Below are 15,376 nucleotides of genomic sequence, written 5' to 3' on the forward strand. Positions count from 1 at the left end.
CCGTGCGCCTCGCTTTCGCTAACCAGCCAGACAACCAAGTGATCGTCCCCGCCGGTGAAAACTCCTCTACGGACGACACCGCCGGCCGTCAAACACATTTTTCAAAAAAGTGACGGTTTCGCGTCAAATCCGCGGAAAACCGCGCTTTACGGCCTGTTAGGGCGCTGCTGGCATACCCCGAATATGGCCGAATCAGCCGACATTCCCTCGAATCAGCGTTTCGACACGCTTCGGCAACAGGTCCGAAGTGCCGTGATCTGGCGTTCGGGCACCCAGTTCCTCGGCCAGCTCGTCACCTGGGGCTCGACCTTCCTCGTCATCCGCATCCTGTCGCCGCAGGATTATGGCCTCTTCGCGATGACACAGGTCGTGCTGGCGCTCCTCAACATGCTCAACGGCTATGGCCTCGCGAGCGCCGTCATCCAGCGGCCTCATGTGGACAAGCGGCTGAAGCGCCAGCTCTTTGGCCTGCTCGTGCTCCTCAATTTCGGGCTCGGCCTCGCACAGGTGCTGATGGCGCCGCTCGCCGCCGCCTATTTCCGCCAGCCGATCGTCGCCGACCTGCTGCGCGTGCAGGCGCTCCTCTACGTGGCGACGCCGTTCATCGCCTTTCCCTATGCGCTGCTCGCGCGCAGCATGGACTTCAAAGGACAGGCACAGGCCAATCTGGCCTCCGCCACACTAGGCGCGATCGTCAGCCTGATCGGGGCGTTCTCGGGCTGGGGGGTGTGGACGCTGATTGCGGCGCCGATGGCGCTGTTCTGGAGCCGGGCGATCATCATGACGTGGCTCGCGCGCTCGCTGATGTGGCCGAGCTTCGACTTTCGCGGCGCGGGCGATGTCGTGCGCTTCGGCGGCCTGATGGCGACGAGCCAGCTCTTCTGGTTCCTGCAGAGCCAGGCAGACGTGTTCATTGCCGGCCGCCACCTCGATCCGCACACGCTCGGCCTCTACACCACCGCGCTGTTCCTGACCCAGGTGTTCGTCGCCAAGTTCCTGCCGACGCTCAACGACGTGGCCTTCTCCGCCTATGCGCGGATTCAGGACGATGCCGCAGCGATGGGCGCCGCCTTCGCCAAGTCGAGCCGGATCGTTATGGTCGCGGCCATGCCCTTCTATGCCGGGCTTGCCGTCACCGCAGAACCGCTGGTCCATGTCGTACTCGGCGAAAAGTGGCTTGAGGCCGCACCGCTCGTCCGCGTGCTGGCGATCGCGATGCCGTTCATGACGCTCCAGACGCTGTTCGCGCCGGCCACCAATGCTCGCGGGCTGCCCGGGATCGCCGCGCGGCTGGGCGCGGTCGGCGGCATCCTGCTGCCGATCGCCTTCGTGATCGGGGTGCAGTTCGGGGTGACCGGCCTCACGATCGCCTGGGTCAGCGTCTGGCCGCTCTATCTGGCGATCACCGCGCGCCGGTCGCTGCGCGAGGTCGGGCTGACCGCCCCCGCGCTGGCAAGGGCGATCGCGCCGCCGGTGCTGGCCGGGCTTGCGATGGCGGCGATCGTCGCGCTGGTCGATGCGGGCCTGCCGCCGGTCACGCCGGTGTCACGGCTCGCGGTCCTCATAGGCACAGGCGCGCTCGCCTATGGCGGGTGGCTGGCGCTGTTCGCGCGCGACACGCTGGCCGAGCTGATCGCCTTCGTCCGCCGGCGGGATTAGGCCTGCTGGATGTAGCTCCGCATCGCCTCGGCCTCCGCCTCGATGCGTTCGATGCGGTGCTTCACCAGGTCGCCGATCGAGACGAAGCCGACCAGCCGCCCGTCCGCCACCACCGGCAGGTGCCGAATGCGCCGCTGCGTCATCAGCGCTAGCGCCCCGATGATGCTCTGGTCGGGCGAAACGCTGATCGCCGGCGCGGTCATGAGGTCGGCCACCGGCCGGTCGAGCGCCGCCGCCCCGTCGCGTGCGATCGCATAGAGCACGTCGCGCTCCGAAAAGATGCCGGCGACGCTATCGCCGTCCATCACCGGCAGCGCCCCGATGCGCCGTTCCGCCAGCGTCGCCATCGCCGCCTGTGCGCTGGCGCTGACCGGTACCGACACCACCTCGCCGCCCTTGGTCCCCAGGATCGCTGCGATCGTCATCGCTTCCTCTCCGCTTGTTATCCGAGGCAATGGACTTTCCCACGAAAGCGCGCATGGGGGAAGCCGTGCCCGACCTCGACGATCCCGATTACGCACGCCTCGCCTGGCGCCGGTTCCGCCGCATCCTCGGATGGATGGCGCTGCTGGGGGTGGCGTGCGGCGTGGGCGCGCTCGTCATCCTCTATCTATGGCTCGGGGCGCTCCACCTCCACATGGCGATCGCGACGTTCCTCGGCATGTTCGGGACGGTGCTGATGGGCGGTGCTCTGATGGGGCTCGTCTTCCTGTCGTCGGGCACCGGTCATGACGAGACCGTGGACCGGATCAATCAGGCGTACGATCCGGGGCGCGAGGACGAATCGTCCAGCTGAGCGTCGCGCTGCCGTTCGCCGGCACGCGCGTCCGCCAGAGCCAGCGCCCGTCCTCACGGACCAGGCCGCGGCCGCGGAGCCGCTCGCCATCCTCGAGCGTAACGCGTGCCTCGTGCTCGATCGCGCGCGGCGTCGCGTTCGTCAGCGTCAGAGTCACTCGCCGCTCGCCCCGCTTGCCGTCGGCGCTATCCAGATCGACGTCGATATCGGGCGAGGCGTCGAGCGCTATCTCAACCTTCTCGCCCTCGGCCTTGTCGGCCAGTTGCGCCTCGCCGATCAGCAATGGCCGCGCGGCCCCGTTCTCGAACACCGTCACCTCACCCGAGGGGATCGGCAGGCCCAACCCTGCCTCACGCCGGTTCTGCATCGACAGGATGAAATGGGCGTCGTCCGCGCTCGTGCCCGAAATGTCGGTGCGATAGAAACGGCGGACGGGCACCGCGTCCCGATCGAACAGCCCGGTCTGCTTCTGCCCGCGCGCGGCGACGGTGACAGGCCGCGGCGCACGATAGAGCTTGAGGTCGCCCAATCGCTCCAGCTGCACGCGCATCCCCGTCACGACGATATCGGCGGCGGCCATCATCGGCGCGGGTGGCGGGGGCGGCGGCGGCGGGGGCGGTGGTGGGGGCGGCCCCCCCCTGGCGTCGTACGCTTCCTCGGCGTCGTACTCGGGCTCGGACCAACATTCGAGGCCGAGTTCGCCGTCGGGGACGTAGAGCGGCTCGGTCGCCTCGCGCTCGACCTTGCCGGCGATCAGTTGCAGGCCCGCGTCCGGGAAACTCGTCGGATCGCCGCTCGCCAGCGTCACGCGCGCCGACCAGTCGAGCCGCCCGTCCTCCCGCAGCGTCAGCACATGGTTCGCCTGCCAGTCAAAACCGGCTGCGAGATAGGTGAGCGTCACCTCCGCTTCCACCGGCGCCGCCGCGTCGGTCGCGATCGACAGCGTCGGCCTGGCGGGCAGGCCGGCGGGCACGCCGGGATAGACGACCGCCTCATTCAGCCCGGTACAGCGCAGCGTCTCGATCCCCGCGCGCGTCTCCAGCACCGCGGCGCCCTCCCCGCCCGAGCGGATGATCGCCGGCTCGCTCGTGACCCGCCCGGTCGCGCGATCGGTGCGGCGGATCAGCACCTGCCGCCCCGTCGCCCGGTCGTAGAGCGCGCGCGGCGAGATGAGGTCGGCGTCGAGATTCTTCTCGCGCACGCCCGCGGGCAGCCCGGTGACGACCGCGCTTTCAGGCAGGATGCCGCCCGCCACTCCCTCGAACCGCAGCACGGCGGGACCGGCAGGCAGACGCACGCGCCGCTTCTCGCTTACCAGCGCGAAGCCCGATGGCCGATCGCGGTTGATCGCCCCGTTGCCACGGGCTGGATCGCGATAGATCGTCACCGACGCCGCATCGGGCGCGGCCGAGGTCACGACCTCCTGCGCCGCGGCGGGCGCAGCAAGGAGCAGGAGCGCAAGGAGGAGCCGGCGCATCGCCGCCGCGCTCAATATCGCGTGTCGAAGGTCGCGGTCAGGTCCGCCGATCCGTTCGCCGGCACCGTCACCCGCCACACGCGCTGGTCACGGCTGCGCTGTTCGCCCGGCTGGCTCTCGGTCGGCACGCGGGTGTCGCCGAAGCCGGGATCGAGCCCGGCCTGCACCACCTCCACCACCGCGGGCGCGGGGCCGGCATTGGTGAGCTCGTAGCGCATCCGCGTGCGCCAATAGGTCACGCTATTCTCCACCGTGACCGTCCGTGCCGGCTCGCCATCCACCTTCACGCGAAAGCGTTCGGAGCGGCGGAATTCCTCGGTGTCGATCCGCTCGCGCCCCTCGACCACCGGCCGCACCTTGAGGTCGAAGGCCTCGCCGGTGCGGATCGACAGCTGGCTGCCCATCGGCGTGTGGCCGATCCGGTTCTCGCCGACGAACTGCGGCTGTCCCTTGGCGTCGCGGACATAGACGCGCACCGTCCCCGCGGGCAGCGCGTCGCCGAGGCCCCCGTCGCGGCTGGAGGAAAAGGCGAGCGCCGTCTCCACCCCCTGCGGCTCGTCGCTCGCGCCCAGCCAGCCATTGACGAAGCGATAGGTGCGCGCCGCCGGCACGCCGGCCGATGACAGGAAGCTCACCTGCTTTTGCTGGTTCGCCGCGATCGTCGTGCGCTGCGGCAGCGGATAAAGATAATAGTCGCCGATCCGCGCGCGGTTGGCGGTCTGCGTTCCCGGCCGGGTGCCGGGCGCGAAGGGCGGCGGCGGTGCGAAATTGCCGCGTCCGCCGCCCACTGCCCCGGCCACCAGCACGGTCTCGGCATTGGTCAGCGCGGTCGCGTTGCGGTTGGTGAGCGTGATCCACCCCTGCAGGTCGAGCTTGCCCACCGTCTCATCGAACAGCGCGACGTAATCGGCCGACCAGGCGAGGCCGCGCGTCAGATAGGCGAGCGTCACCGGCCGCGCGCCCGCCTTCGCGCTCTCGATCGTCACCGAGAGCGTCGGTCGCGCGCGCAGATTGGGCGGCAGGCCGGGGAAGATCACGCGGACCGGCAACCCGTCGTCGCGCAGCACCTCGATCCGCCCGCCGATGTCGAGCACCACACCGCCATTCGCTGCCAGCACCCGCGCCTGTTCGCGCGTCTCCGCCCCGGTCGCCGGGTTGGTGCGGACGAGCGTGATCGTCTGTCCCACCGCCTTTTCCATCAGGGCACTGGGCGAGAGGAGGTCGTAGTCGAAATTTTGCTCGACCACGCCGATGCCGTCGCCCGACAGGCGCACCGTCTCGGGCCGGATCTGCTGCGTCACGTCGGGAAAGTCCTGCCGCGTCACGCCTGCGGGCAGCGTCAGCCGACGCACGTCCTGAACGAGCGCGTTATCGTCGTTGTAGATGGTGACGGCGACGTCGCCCTGCGCGGTTTTCGAGGGCACGCCCTCCTGCGCGGCGGCAGTCCCGCCCGTCAGCACCAGTGCCATGCCCAACGCGAACCGCATATGCCCCTCCCGCTTTTCGCGGCAGCTTAAGGGTTTGCGCGGGCAAGGGAAGAAGGAAGCGGGATCCCGGATCGAGCCCGGGATGACGTAAAGGGTTAGGTTGCCCCAAAACCAGCCGTCACCCCGGACTTGATCCGGGGTCCCGCTTCTTCCTTTTCCGCCAGCCCAACAAAAAGGGGCCGGCGATCGCTCACCAGCCCCTCTTTCCAGTCTGACCCGAGGATCACGCCGCCGAGGGCGTCGCTTCCTCGTCCTCGGCGCGCTTGCGGCGACGGCGGGGCTTGGGCGCCTCGTCCTCGCCCTCGGGCTCGCTCACCAGCCCCAGCGACGGGGGCAGGCGGTCGGCCTCGATCGCGGCGGGGATGACCGACGGTTCGATCGACAGCTCGCGACGCGGGCGACCGCGGCGGCGGGGCGCCTCGTCACCCGCCTCGGCGGTCGCGACGGGGGCCTGCGCCTCGACGCTTTCCTCACGCAGGGCATGTTCGCGCTGGGCAGGGGCGTTCGTACGCTCGCGGCGGCGATCGTCGCGCTCGGGGCGGTCGCGGCGCGCTTCGCGATCGGGGCGATCCTGACGGTCGCCGCGGTCGGCACGCTCGCCACGATCCTGGCGGTCACCGCGATCCTGACGGTCGCGATTGCCGCGCTCCTGCCGGTCGCCGCGATGATCGTCACGGCCCTGACGGTCGTTGCGGCTGTCGCCCCGTCCGTTGTCGCCGCGGCTCTCGAACTGGTCGGGCGTACCGGGCTCGCCCTCCATCTCGAACTCGTCGTCGTCCTCGTCGTCCTGCTGGCGGCGCGCGTTATTCTCCTCGAAGCGCGAGCGGGTCTCGCTCAGCACGCGGAAATAATGGTCGGCGAACTGGAGGTAGTATTCGGTGTTGACGCGGTCGCCCGACATCTGTGCGTCGCGCGCGAGATTCTTGTATTTCTCGAGCAGCTGCGCCGCGTTGCCGCGGGCGCGGTTGTCGATGCGATTGCCGTTGTCGTTGCGGTTGTTCGGGCTGCCACCCTGCGAGCGCTGCCCGCCACGACCGCGACGGCGGCCGGCCTGACGATTGTTCATCAAGGTATGTGTGTCCTGTCCTTACCCTCTCCGGCCAGTATACTCACCGGATGCGTGTCTACTCCGCGCGCCTGGCCGGGGACGAGCCGGACATGACGTGTCTGCCAAAGAGCCATCCGACATGATGGCGCGTCTGACTGGATCGGGCCAATGCCCCGTTTTCAACGACCTGGTTGAAAAATGCCTGCCCCTATGTCGCCTCAATAGCGACTGGCCGGCCGATCTCCAAGCACAATATTGGGTCAGGACCGCGCCGTTCAAGTCACGACGACGGCGCGCGGCCGGTCGCCGAGGTCGCGGACGACCCGCGCCGACAGCCCCGCCGCCCGCACCAGCGCCGCCACCGCCTCCCCCTGTCGCCAGCCGATCTCCAGCACCGCGACGCCGCCATCACCAAGCAGCCGCGGCAGGTCCGGGACGATCGCCCGATACGCCGCCAGGCCGTTGTCGGCGGCGAACAGCGCCTCTCCCGGCTCGAACGCGCGCACGCCGGGGGCGACGTCGGGATCGTTGTCGGCGATATAGGGCGGGTTGGTGAGGATCAGGTCGAAACGCTCGTCGATATCCGCGGCCCAGTCGCCCTCGATGAAGGTCGCCGGCAGATCGAGCGCCGCCGCATTCGTTCGCGCGTAGCCGAGCGCGGTAGCGGACGTGTCGACCCCCAGCCCGGTCGCCTCCGGCCATTCCGCCAGCGCCGCCAGCAGCAGCGTCCCCGGCCCGGTGCCGAGGTCCAGCACCCGACGCGGCCCCGCCGTGCCGGCGAAATGTCGCACCGCCGCCTCGATCAGCGTCTCGCTGTCCGCGCGCGGGATCAGCACGCCCGGCCCGACCTTCAGCGTAATCGTCCAGAAATCGCGCGTGCCGGTGATGTAGGCGAGCGGCTCGCCCGCCCGCCGCCGCCCGACCAGCGCCGCGTAATCGGCCGGCACCGGATCGCCCAGATGCTTGAGCAGCACCGCGTCTCGCGTCGCCCCCAGCGCGTGCGCCATCAACAATTCGGCATCGAGCCGCGCGGTATCCGAAACTCCCGTCAAATCCCGCGCCGCTTCCAGCAGCGCAGCGCGAACCTCACCCATCGACCATCGCGAGCCGGGCGGCCTCGTCCTCGGCGATCAGCGCGCCGACCAGCTCGTCCATCTCACCCTCGAGAATCTCGGGCAGGCGGTGGAGCGTCAGGTTGATGCGGTGATCGGTCACCCGCCCCTGCGGGAAATTGTAGGTGCGGATGCGCTCCGACCGGTCGCCCGACCCGACCATCGACTTGCGCGCATCGGCGCGTTCGTTCGCCGCACGATCGCGCTCGGCCTCGAACAGGCGGGCACGCAGCACCTTCATCGCCTTGGCCTTGTTCTTGTGCTGCGATTTCTCGTCCTGCTGGCTGACGACGATGCCGGTGGGGACATGGGTGATGCGCACCGCCGAATCGGTGGTGTTGACGTGCTGGCCGCCCGCGCCCGAGGCACGGAACACATCGATGCGCAGGTCGCCCTCGGCGATGTCGATGTCCACCTCTTCCGCCTCGGGCAGCACCGCCACGGTCGCGGCGGACGTGTGGATGCGCCCGCCGCTTTCGGTCACGGGGACGCGCTGGACGCGGTGGACGCCGCTTTCGAACTTCAGCCGCGCGAACACGCCGGTGCCGACGACGCTGGCGATCACTTCCTTGAAGCCCCCCGCCTCGCTCGCGCTCGCCGACATGAGCTCGACGCGCCAGCCGCGCTTGTCGGCATAGCGCTGGTACATGCGAAGGAGATCACCGGCGAACAACGCCGCCTCGTCCCCGCCGGTCCCGGCGCGGATTTCGAGCATCGCGGGCCGCACGTCGGCGGCATCGCGCGGCAGCAGCGACAGCGCCAGCGCGCGCTCCGCCGCTTCCAGCGCCGCCCGGTTCTCGTGCAGTTCCTCCGCCGCCATCTGGCGCAGCTCGTCGTCGCCGTCCTGCGTCATCGCCGCCAGCGACTTGCCCTCGGCGCGCAGCCGCCGCACCTCGCCCGCCGCCGCGGCGACGGGTTCGAGCTCGGCATATTCCTTCGACACCGCCACAAAACGGTCGGACGGCAGGTCGCCGGTCGCCATCATCGCCTGCAGCTCGTCGCGCCGCGCCTCGATCGCGGCGATGCGTTCGGCCGAGATGCGGGTCATGCGTCCGGCAGTTCCGCGATACCCCGCACTTGCAGGATCAGAAGGTCGATCTCCGACCGATCGACGGGCGATTCGGGGAAGACGGTGACGTTCATCCGCTCGTCGGCGGCATCGGCCGCACGCAGATAGATGACGGCATCGACGCCCGCCTTGCGCGCCTGCTCGGCCCGCTTCTTCGCGTTCGCCTTGTACCCGGTGAACACCTCGATCCCCAGCCCGCGCAGCTTGCGCGACAGGGCGGCGGCGCGCCGCTCTTCGCTCGGCTTGTCGGGGACGATCGCGACGATCGGCTTGTCGCGCGGCGGCAGCTCGGTCAGCATCGCCAGCCGCTCGATCCCCGCGGCCCAGCCCACGCCCGCGGTCGCCGGCCCTCCCAGGCTTTCGACCAGTCCGTCATAGCGTCCGCCCGCCAGCACCGTCCCCTGCGCACCCAACCGGTCGGTCACGAACTCGAACGCGGTGTGGCGATAATAATCGAGCCCGCGCACCAGCCGGCTGTTCCGCGTCCACTGAACGCCCGCGGCATCCAGTCCGTCAGTCACGGCGGCGAAAAAGTCGCTCGCCGCCGGCGTCAGATACGCATCGATCTCCGGCGCGGCATCGGCGATCGGCCGATCCCTCGGGTCCTTCGAATCGAGGATGCGCAGCGGATTCTTGTCGAGGCGCACGAGACTGTCCTCCGACAGATCGCCACGATTCCCCTCGAAATGCTCGACCAGTGCCGCGCGCCACGCATCGCGCGTCTCCGCATCGCCGAGCGTGTTGAGCTGGAGCGTCACGCCCTCCGAAATGCCGAGCTCGCGCAGCAGCTGGTCGGCGAAGGCGAGCAGCTCCACGTCGGCGGCGGGCTCGGCCGCGCCCAGCACCTCGGCATCGATCTGGTGGAACTGGCGGTACCGCCCCTTTTGCGGGCGCTCATAGCGGAATACGGGCCCATGCGTCGCGATCTTGAGCGGCGCGAACTGCTGCCACCCCTCGGTCAGATACGCGCGCGCGATGCCCGCAGTAAACTCGGGCCGCAGCGTCAGCGAATCGCCGCCGCGGTCGTCGAAGGTGTACATCTCCTTCGACACCACGTCGGTCGTCTCGCCCAGCGAGCGGGCGAACACCGCGGTCGATTCGAACACCGGGCTTTCCACCCGGTCGAAGCAATAGAGCCGCCGCACCCGCTCGAACGTCTCGACGACGCGGGCGAAGCGGCGCTGCTCGTCGCCGAAGATGTCCTGCGTGCCGCGCACGCGCTTGGGGGTTTCGATCCGCGCCATAAGGGGCGGGTATCTAGGGGATGCGGGGGCCTTGCGCCAGACGGTGGGTCATAGGGGGTACTTTGCCAGCCATTCGCGCATCGCGGTGTTCACCGCCTCGGGCGCCTCCCACGGCACGAAATGGCCGGCATCCTCGATCCGCACGATCGTCGCGTCGTCGATCAGCGCGTCGAGGCCCTCGAGCTGCACCGGCTGGAGCGCCTTGTCGCGCATCCCCCATATGACCAGCGTCGGCACCTTGATCGACGGGAACGGTCCATCGATCCAGCCGGGGCGCTCGGGCTCCTCGTCCATCGCCGGCACGACGATCTGGCTCGCCCGGTACCAGTTGAGCATCCCCGTCAGCGCGCCCGGCTGGCGCCATTCGTCCAGATACGCCTCGCGCTCGCCCGCGACCGCCGCGGTATCGACATGCGGGGCGAAGCTGCCGTCGAAGAAGCGATCGAGCCCCATCGCCTCGATCCGCGCCTCCAGCCCGGGATCGCGGAACGAGCGGATATACTGGCTGCCCGCGCGCTGCAGCGGATCGTCGAACAGGCTCCGCTGGAAGATCAGCGGATGCGGCGCGTTGCAGATGACGAGCCGTGCGATCCGGTCGGGATGGCGAAGCGCCGCCAGCCACGCCACCGCCCCACCCCAGTCGTGCGCGACCAAGGTGAACCTCTCCGCCCCGAAATGATCGGCCAGCGCCATCAGGTCGGCGACGATCCGGTCGGCGGTATAGGCCTCCACTCCGGCGGGCTTGTCCGACCGGGCATAGCCGCGCTGGTCGGGCGCGATGACGTGGTGGTCGCGCGCGAATTCGGCGACCTGATGCCGCCACGTCCGGTGCGATTCGGGAAAGCCGTGGAGGCAGATCATCACCGGATTGCCGGCCTCGCCCGCTACCTCGACGTCCAGCTCGACCCCGGTCGAGAGCGGCACGCGGATCACGGGTAGCTCACCGTCTTGGGGACTTCTGGAATGGGGATCCATTCCTTGTCGTCGCCCGGCACCTTGGGGAAGCGGCCCGCCTTCCATGCTTCCTTCGCCTCGTTGATACGCTCGCGGCGCGAGGAGACGAAGTTCCACCAGACGTGACGCGGACTCGTGAACGCCTCGCCCCCGCACAGCATCACCCGAGCGCCGCGCTCGGACCTGAGCGTCGCGAGCGCGCCGGGGCGCAGCACGTACAGCGTCTGCGGGTCGAGGCTCATGCCATCCACGCTGGCATCGCCGTCCGCGACATAGAGCGCACGCTCATCCGCCGCCGCCTCGATCGGCACGCTGCCGCCCGCATCGAGCTGAATGTCGGCATAGATGGTCTGCGCATAGGTGTCGGTCGGCGCCTTCGATCCCCACAGCTCGCCCATGATGACGCGCGCGCGGACGCCGCCATCCTCGATCACCGGCAGTTCGCCCTTGGCGACATGCTGGAAGGCGGGGTCCATCTCCTCGTCCTTTTCGGGGAGCGCCAGCCAGGTCTGGATGCCGAACAGCGCCGGCCCCTTCGCCCGCTCCTCCCCCGGCGACCGCTCCGAATGGACGATGCCGTGGCCGGCGGTCATCAGATTGACCGCGCCGGGTTCGATGACGAGGTCGCTGCCGATCGAATCGCGATGCCCGATCGCACCGCGGAACAGGTAGGTGACGGTCGCAAGGTTGATATGCGGATGCGGCCGCACGTCGATGCCGTTGCCGACGCCAAGGTCCGCCGGCCCCATCTGGTCGAAGAACAGGAACGGCCCCACCATCGTTCGCGGCTTGGACGGGAGGGTCCGATAGACCTTGAACCCGCCAAGGTCGTGCGTCGTCGGCAGGATTTCCTGCAGGATCAGGTCGTCGCGGGTCATTCGCCGTCGAGCTCCGGATAATGGCGGAAGATGCCATCTTCGTTGAAGGGGATGCGCCGGTCGCTGGCAAGATAGGCGGCGACGCCGGGCAATTGTGCGACGCGATCGTGCAGCGCGATCAGGGCGGGATAGTCGCCCTCGATCGCCGCCATCCGCCGCGGGAACGCGTAGCGGAGGCCCTCGACCACCTGGAACAGGCTGGTGTCGGCATAGGTCCAGCGCGTCCCCGCCACCCAGTCGCCGTCGTTCGCGTTCGCCGCATCCTCGAAATGGCCGAGAAACTTGGGCATCCGCTCGGCGCGGAACCCCTCTGCCGCGCACGCCGCCTCGGCCTTCTGCTCGTGATAATAGGCGCCGGTCGCGACGGGGTGGTGGACGTCATGCGCCTCTGCGACGAGGTCGGCGATCGTGAGCTGCAACTGATTGAGCCACAGCCGGTCGGCGAGCGCGCCGGGGGCTAGATGATGCCGCTCGCCGAGATAAAGGAGGATGTTGGCGACCTGCGCGATCACCGTCTCGCCGGTGTCGAGATAGGGCGGCGCGAAAGGCGTGCGCCCCGCGCGGGCGTTGAGGTCGGCGAGCAGCGCCTCGTCGCTCTGCTCGCGCGCCATGTCGCGATACTCGATCCCGCCGGCCTCCAGCGCCAGCCGCACGAACTCGCCGCGCCCCTGGATGCCGGGCCAGTACCAGAGCTTGTAGGCCATCACGCCTCGCCCGGCGCGCGGGTGCGCATGGTGAGCGCGTGGATGCGCGTCGCCAGCAATTCGGCGAGCGCGCCGTTGACCAGCCGCTGGCGCGCGACGCGGTTAAGGCCCGCGAACGCCGCGCTCTCGACCTCGACGGCGAAGTGGCTCTCGCCCGTCCCGTCGTCGCCCATATGGCCGGCATGGTGGTGGCTTTCGTTCACGACCCGAAGGTGCGTGGGCGACAAGGCTGCGGTCAGTCGCTCGGCAATCAAGTCGGCGACGGTTTGAGGGATGGGGGGGCGGGCAGCGGTGGAAGGCTCGGTCATCGCGCCTATATCTGGCGACTTTGTCCTCGAACAGGAACCCCCGCTTGTCCCGGCCCGAACGCAAGGATCGCCCCAACACCCGTTTCCATGGCCGCGTGGAGGCTGAGGGCCGCGTCTGCGCGGTGCCGGGCTGCGACGAACCGGGCGAGTTTCGGGCGCCGGCGACGCCGGGCGCGCGCCACGGCTTCGACGGGCCGGGCGCTTACCGGTTCATGTGCCTCGACCATGTCCGCGCGTTCAACGCGGGCTATAATTTCTTCGCCGGGATGAGCGTCGACGAGATCAACGACGCACAGCGCCCCTATGCCGGGTGGGAGCGCGAGACGCGCGCCTTCGCCGCGAACGGCGCCGACCGCCCGCCGCCGTGGCGCGACTTCGCCGACCCGCTCGACGCGATCGGCGCACGCTTTCGCGAGCGGATGGCGGCGGAACAGCCCCGCGCCGACGGCAAGCCGCTGTCGGGCAAGGACCGGGAGGCGCTTCGCACGCTGGGTCTCAAGACCGACGCCGACGGCCGCGCGCTGCGCCAACGCTACGCCGCGCTCGTCCGCCAGCTCCACCCCGACCACAATGGCGGCGACCGCTCGAGCGAAACGCGACTGCAGGCGGTGGTGGAGGCGTACCAGCACCTGCGCGGCGCGCCGGCGTTCGCCTAAGCCCTGCGCGAGCCCACCAGCCCGAAGCGCACCCCCGCCGGATCCGCCGCGACCATCGAAAAATCGCCGCCGGGGATCGGGTCGGGCGCCTGCACGACACTGCCCCCTGCCTTGGCGATCCGCGCCGCCGCCGCGTCGATGTCTTCGACGAGGAAATAAGGCTGCCACCCGAGCGGCCAGTCGGGCTGCGCGGTCATCGTCGCGCCGATGCAGTCGGGGCCGGCATGGACAAAGGAATATTCGCCCAGCTCGCCCATCGGCATCCCGCCCTCCTGCCGCAGGCCCAGCACGCGGCCGTAGAACCCCATCGCCGCGCCCTGATCGCGCGTGGTCAGCTCGTTCCAGACCCCGCACCCCGCCGCCGGCTTGTCGCCGCCGGTATAGGCGACGAAGGCGGTGCTCGGCTCATCAGGCTCGCCGCGCATCAGGTAGAAGGGATTGCGCTCGGGATCGCCGACCATCGCGAGGCGGCCGACGCCGGGCATCGTCGTCGCCGGCATCCACACGTCGCCGCCCGCTGCCTGCACCTCGGCCACCGCGGCATCGACGTCGTCGACGCCGAAATAGATCAGCCAGCGCGCCGGCGCTGCCCCCTCGGGCCGCTTCAGCATCCCCGCTATCGCGTTGCCGTGCGGCTGCGCGAAAATGCGATAGTCCATCCCCGGCTGGCCAGAATCGGCTGCGTGCCAGCCGATCGCTTCGGCATAGAATGTCTGCGCGGCATCGGGATCGTCGGTCATCAGCTCGTACCAGACCGGAATGCCGTGGTGGTTGCGTGCCATCGTCCCTCTCTCCCTTCAGGTGTCGATCAGCGGGACGAACCCGCCGAATATCATGCGCTTGCCGTCGAACGGCGCGTCCTCGCCCGACATGCGCGGGTCGGCCATCACCTTTTCCCAGCCGACATCGCGCGCGGCCTTGTCCGGCCATTCGACCCAGCCGAACGCGACGACCTCGCCCTCCTCGCGCAACACCGCGCGGTTGAAGTCGGTGACCGCGCCGTCCTGCACGTCGTTGGCGACCGCATCCATCACCCGCACCGCGCCATGTTCGAGGAACACCGGCCCAACCCGTTCGCAGAATACGCCATAAGCCGCCCGCGCGTCGGCACGCAGCGGCAGGACGACGCCGTCGACATAGCCCGCACCGCCCGGCCGCCCGACATCGCTGACGCTCTCGAAACCGCCCCAGACCATACGCGTCGCATCGAACGGCGCATTGGCGATGATCGATTCCATCCGGGGGTCGTTCATCATCCGCTCGCCCGCCGCGTCGCGGGCACGGCGGTCGGGATATTCGAACCAGCTGAAGACGACCGTTTCTTCTTCACCCGCCTGTACCGCACCCCACAGATCGTTGCGCTCGCCGCGGGGCACGTCGTCGCCCCAGGTCTCGACCATCCGCACGACGCCGAACTCCTTCAACATCGGTGCTGCGGCGGCAGCATGGTCGCGATACGCGTCCTTGCGAGCGGTCGGGACCGCGAGCAGGAATCCCTCGACATAGGTCATGCGCCCCCTCCCTCATGCAGCTGCTTCGCCACGGCCTCCAGTTGCTCGGCGACCTTGCCCCAGCCGTCGTGGAAGCCCATCGCCTCGTGCTGCGCCTTCGCCTCCGCGGTCCAGTGGCGAGCGGTCGCGCGATAGAGCGTGCCGTCGCCGTCATCGGCGAACTCGGTGATGGCGATCATGAACGGCGTCTGCGGCACCCAGCCGGGGCCAAAGGCGTCGGTGGTGACGATCCGCTCGCCCTCCACGACCTCCAGCACCACGCCGGTCAGCACCATATCCTCACCCGCCGGCCCGACCATCCGCACATGGCTCCGCCCGCCGGGGCGCAGGTCGTATTCGACTTCGGGCGCCTTCCACGGCGGCGGGCAGAACCACTCGGGGCCATGCTGCGTCCACGCTTCCCACACCGCTGCGCGCGGTACCGCCATGCGCCGTTCGATCACCAGATCATGTTCTGACATTCCAGCTCTCCC

The 15,376-nt window shown here is 69.5% G+C and carries 17 protein-coding genes; 3 read left to right on the forward strand and 14 right to left on the reverse strand.

Annotation, left to right across the window (positions count from 1 at the left end; genetic code table 11):
• Window positions 1-183: 183 nt before the first annotated feature.
• Window positions 184-1,659: a lipopolysaccharide biosynthesis protein gene (locus tag FHR19_RS00005; protein ID WP_184023082.1), complete on the forward strand. Its 1,476-nt coding sequence runs from the start codon at window positions 184-186 to the stop codon at window positions 1,657-1,659.
• Here the strand turns inward: FHR19_RS00005 and FHR19_RS00010 are convergent.
• Window positions 1,656-2,084, reverse strand: coding sequence for a CBS domain-containing protein (locus FHR19_RS00010; protein ID WP_184023084.1), 429 nt, complete (start codon window positions 2,082-2,084; stop codon window positions 1,656-1,658). The genes FHR19_RS00005 and FHR19_RS00010 overlap by 4 nt on opposite strands.
• Before the next feature lie 29 nt (window positions 2,085-2,113).
• On the opposite strand from FHR19_RS00010, the gene FHR19_RS00015 reads away from it, so the two are divergent.
• Window positions 2,114-2,455, forward strand: coding sequence for a hypothetical protein (locus FHR19_RS00015; protein WP_246359236.1), 342 nt, complete (start codon window positions 2,114-2,116; stop codon window positions 2,453-2,455).
• Here FHR19_RS00015 and FHR19_RS00020 read toward each other — a convergent pair.
• The 10 genes from FHR19_RS00020 to FHR19_RS00065 form a co-directional block, all read right to left on the reverse strand.
• Window positions 2,409-3,932: a DUF4139 domain-containing protein gene (locus FHR19_RS00020; protein WP_184023086.1), complete on the reverse strand. Its 1,524-nt coding sequence runs from the start codon at window positions 3,930-3,932 to the stop codon at window positions 2,409-2,411. The two genes, FHR19_RS00015 and FHR19_RS00020, sit on opposite strands and share 47 nt — an antisense overlap.
• Window positions 3,933-3,943: 11 nt before the next feature.
• Window positions 3,944-5,419 (reverse strand): DUF4139 domain-containing protein, encoded by a 1,476-nt coding sequence (locus FHR19_RS00025; protein WP_425505914.1) that lies wholly within the window; start codon window positions 5,417-5,419, stop codon window positions 3,944-3,946.
• A gap of 223 nt (window positions 5,420-5,642) precedes the next feature.
• On the reverse strand, window positions 5,643-6,485 hold the full coding sequence (locus FHR19_RS00030) for a DUF4167 domain-containing protein (RefSeq protein ID WP_343053098.1): 843 nt from the start codon (window positions 6,483-6,485) through the stop codon (window positions 5,643-5,645).
• Between the two features lie 257 nt (window positions 6,486-6,742).
• Window positions 6,743-7,561 (reverse strand): peptide chain release factor N(5)-glutamine methyltransferase, encoded by an 819-nt coding sequence (prmC, locus tag FHR19_RS00035; RefSeq protein WP_184023090.1) that lies wholly within the window; start codon window positions 7,559-7,561, stop codon window positions 6,743-6,745.
• Window positions 7,554-8,627 (reverse strand): peptide chain release factor 1, encoded by a 1,074-nt coding sequence (gene prfA, locus FHR19_RS00040; RefSeq protein WP_184023092.1) that lies wholly within the window; start codon window positions 8,625-8,627, stop codon window positions 7,554-7,556. The genes prmC and prfA overlap by 8 nt, the downstream gene beginning before the upstream one ends.
• Window positions 8,624-9,892: a histidine--tRNA ligase gene (gene hisS, locus FHR19_RS00045; protein WP_184023094.1), complete on the reverse strand. Its 1,269-nt coding sequence runs from the start codon at window positions 9,890-9,892 to the stop codon at window positions 8,624-8,626. The genes prfA and hisS overlap by 4 nt, the downstream gene beginning before the upstream one ends.
• A 48-nt stretch (window positions 9,893-9,940) precedes the next feature.
• A complete protein-coding gene (locus FHR19_RS00050; RefSeq protein WP_184023096.1) occupies window positions 9,941-10,867 on the reverse strand; it encodes an alpha/beta fold hydrolase in 927 nt (308 codons plus the stop codon).
• Entirely contained in the window at window positions 10,822-11,724 is a 903-nt protein-coding gene (locus FHR19_RS00055; protein ID WP_184023097.1) for a pirin family protein, read from the reverse strand. Before FHR19_RS00055 ends, FHR19_RS00050 begins: the two co-directional genes overlap by 46 nt.
• Window positions 11,721-12,428 carry a glutathione S-transferase gene (locus tag FHR19_RS00060; protein WP_184023098.1) on the reverse strand — a complete coding sequence of 236 codons (708 nt, stop codon included), beginning with the start codon at window positions 12,426-12,428 and terminating at the stop codon, window positions 11,721-11,723. The genes FHR19_RS00055 and FHR19_RS00060 overlap by 4 nt, the downstream gene beginning before the upstream one ends.
• On the reverse strand, window positions 12,428-12,736 hold the full coding sequence (locus tag FHR19_RS00065; protein WP_184023100.1) for a BolA family protein: 309 nt from the start codon (window positions 12,734-12,736) through the stop codon (window positions 12,428-12,430). The genes FHR19_RS00060 and FHR19_RS00065 overlap by 1 nt, the downstream gene beginning before the upstream one ends.
• Window positions 12,737-12,780: 44 nt before the next feature.
• Between FHR19_RS00065 and FHR19_RS00070 the strand changes: the two genes are divergently transcribed.
• Window positions 12,781-13,392 (forward strand): J domain-containing protein, encoded by a 612-nt coding sequence (locus tag FHR19_RS00070; protein WP_221228333.1) that lies wholly within the window; start codon window positions 12,781-12,783, stop codon window positions 13,390-13,392.
• Here FHR19_RS00070 and FHR19_RS00075 read toward each other — a convergent pair.
• The 3 genes from FHR19_RS00075 to FHR19_RS00085 are packed head-to-tail and all read right to left on the reverse strand — an operon-like array spanning window position 13,389 to window position 15,364.
• A complete protein-coding gene (locus FHR19_RS00075) occupies window positions 13,389-14,174 on the reverse strand; it encodes a VOC family protein (protein ID WP_184023102.1) in 786 nt (261 codons plus the stop codon). The genes FHR19_RS00070 and FHR19_RS00075 overlap by 4 nt on opposite strands.
• Before the next feature lie 15 nt (window positions 14,175-14,189).
• Entirely contained in the window at window positions 14,190-14,903 is a 714-nt protein-coding gene (locus FHR19_RS00080; RefSeq protein WP_184023104.1) for a DUF1428 domain-containing protein, read from the reverse strand.
• Entirely contained in the window at window positions 14,900-15,364 is a 465-nt protein-coding gene (locus FHR19_RS00085) for an SRPBCC family protein (RefSeq protein WP_184023106.1), read from the reverse strand. Before FHR19_RS00085 ends, FHR19_RS00080 begins: the two co-directional genes overlap by 4 nt.
• Window positions 15,365-15,376 lie beyond the last annotated feature (12 nt).

The organism is Sphingomonas yantingensis (genome assembly GCF_014199325.1).
Lineage (GTDB): Bacteria > Pseudomonadota > Alphaproteobacteria > Sphingomonadales > Sphingomonadaceae > Sphingomonas > Sphingomonas yantingensis.

Excerpts from the sequence above, each read along its gene's own strand:
- FHR19_RS00025 (WP_425505914.1), bottom strand. The coding sequence starts at position 5,419 with ATGCGGTTCGCGTTGGGCATGGCACTGGTGCTGACGGGCGGGACTGCC.
- hisS (WP_184023094.1), bottom strand. The coding sequence starts at position 9,892 with ATGGCGCGGATCGAAACCCCCAAGCGCGTGCGCGGCACGCAGGACATC.
- FHR19_RS00075 (WP_184023102.1), bottom strand. The coding sequence starts at position 14,174 with ATGGCACGCAACCACCACGGCATTCCGGTCTGGTACGAGCTGATGACC.
- FHR19_RS00055 (WP_184023097.1), bottom strand. The coding sequence starts at position 11,724 with ATGACCCGCGACGACCTGATCCTGCAGGAAATCCTGCCGACGACGCAC.
- prmC (WP_184023090.1), bottom strand. The coding sequence starts at position 7,561 with ATGGGTGAGGTTCGCGCTGCGCTGCTGGAAGCGGCGCGGGATTTGACG.
- FHR19_RS00015 (WP_246359236.1), top strand. The coding sequence starts at position 2,114 with ATGGACTTTCCCACGAAAGCGCGCATGGGGGAAGCCGTGCCCGACCTC.
- FHR19_RS00005 (WP_184023082.1), top strand. The coding sequence starts at position 184 with ATGGCCGAATCAGCCGACATTCCCTCGAATCAGCGTTTCGACACGCTT.
- FHR19_RS00085 (WP_184023106.1), bottom strand. The coding sequence starts at position 15,364 with ATGTCAGAACATGATCTGGTGATCGAACGGCGCATGGCGGTACCGCGC.
- FHR19_RS00010 (WP_184023084.1), bottom strand. The coding sequence starts at position 2,084 with ATGACGATCGCAGCGATCCTGGGGACCAAGGGCGGCGAGGTGGTGTCG.
- FHR19_RS00060 (WP_184023098.1), bottom strand. The coding sequence starts at position 12,428 with ATGGCCTACAAGCTCTGGTACTGGCCCGGCATCCAGGGGCGCGGCGAG.
- FHR19_RS00080 (WP_184023104.1), bottom strand. The coding sequence starts at position 14,903 with ATGACCTATGTCGAGGGATTCCTGCTCGCGGTCCCGACCGCTCGCAAG.
- FHR19_RS00065 (WP_184023100.1), bottom strand. The coding sequence starts at position 12,736 with ATGACCGAGCCTTCCACCGCTGCCCGCCCCCCCATCCCTCAAACCGTC.
- prfA (WP_184023092.1), bottom strand. The coding sequence starts at position 8,627 with ATGACCCGCATCTCGGCCGAACGCATCGCCGCGATCGAGGCGCGGCGC.
- FHR19_RS00030 (WP_343053098.1), bottom strand. The coding sequence starts at position 6,485 with ATGAACAATCGTCAGGCCGGCCGCCGTCGCGGTCGTGGCGGGCAGCGC.
- FHR19_RS00020 (WP_184023086.1), bottom strand. The coding sequence starts at position 3,932 with ATGCGCCGGCTCCTCCTTGCGCTCCTGCTCCTTGCTGCGCCCGCCGCG.
- FHR19_RS00050 (WP_184023096.1), bottom strand. The coding sequence starts at position 10,867 with ATGGATCCCCATTCCAGAAGTCCCCAAGACGGTGAGCTACCCGTGATC.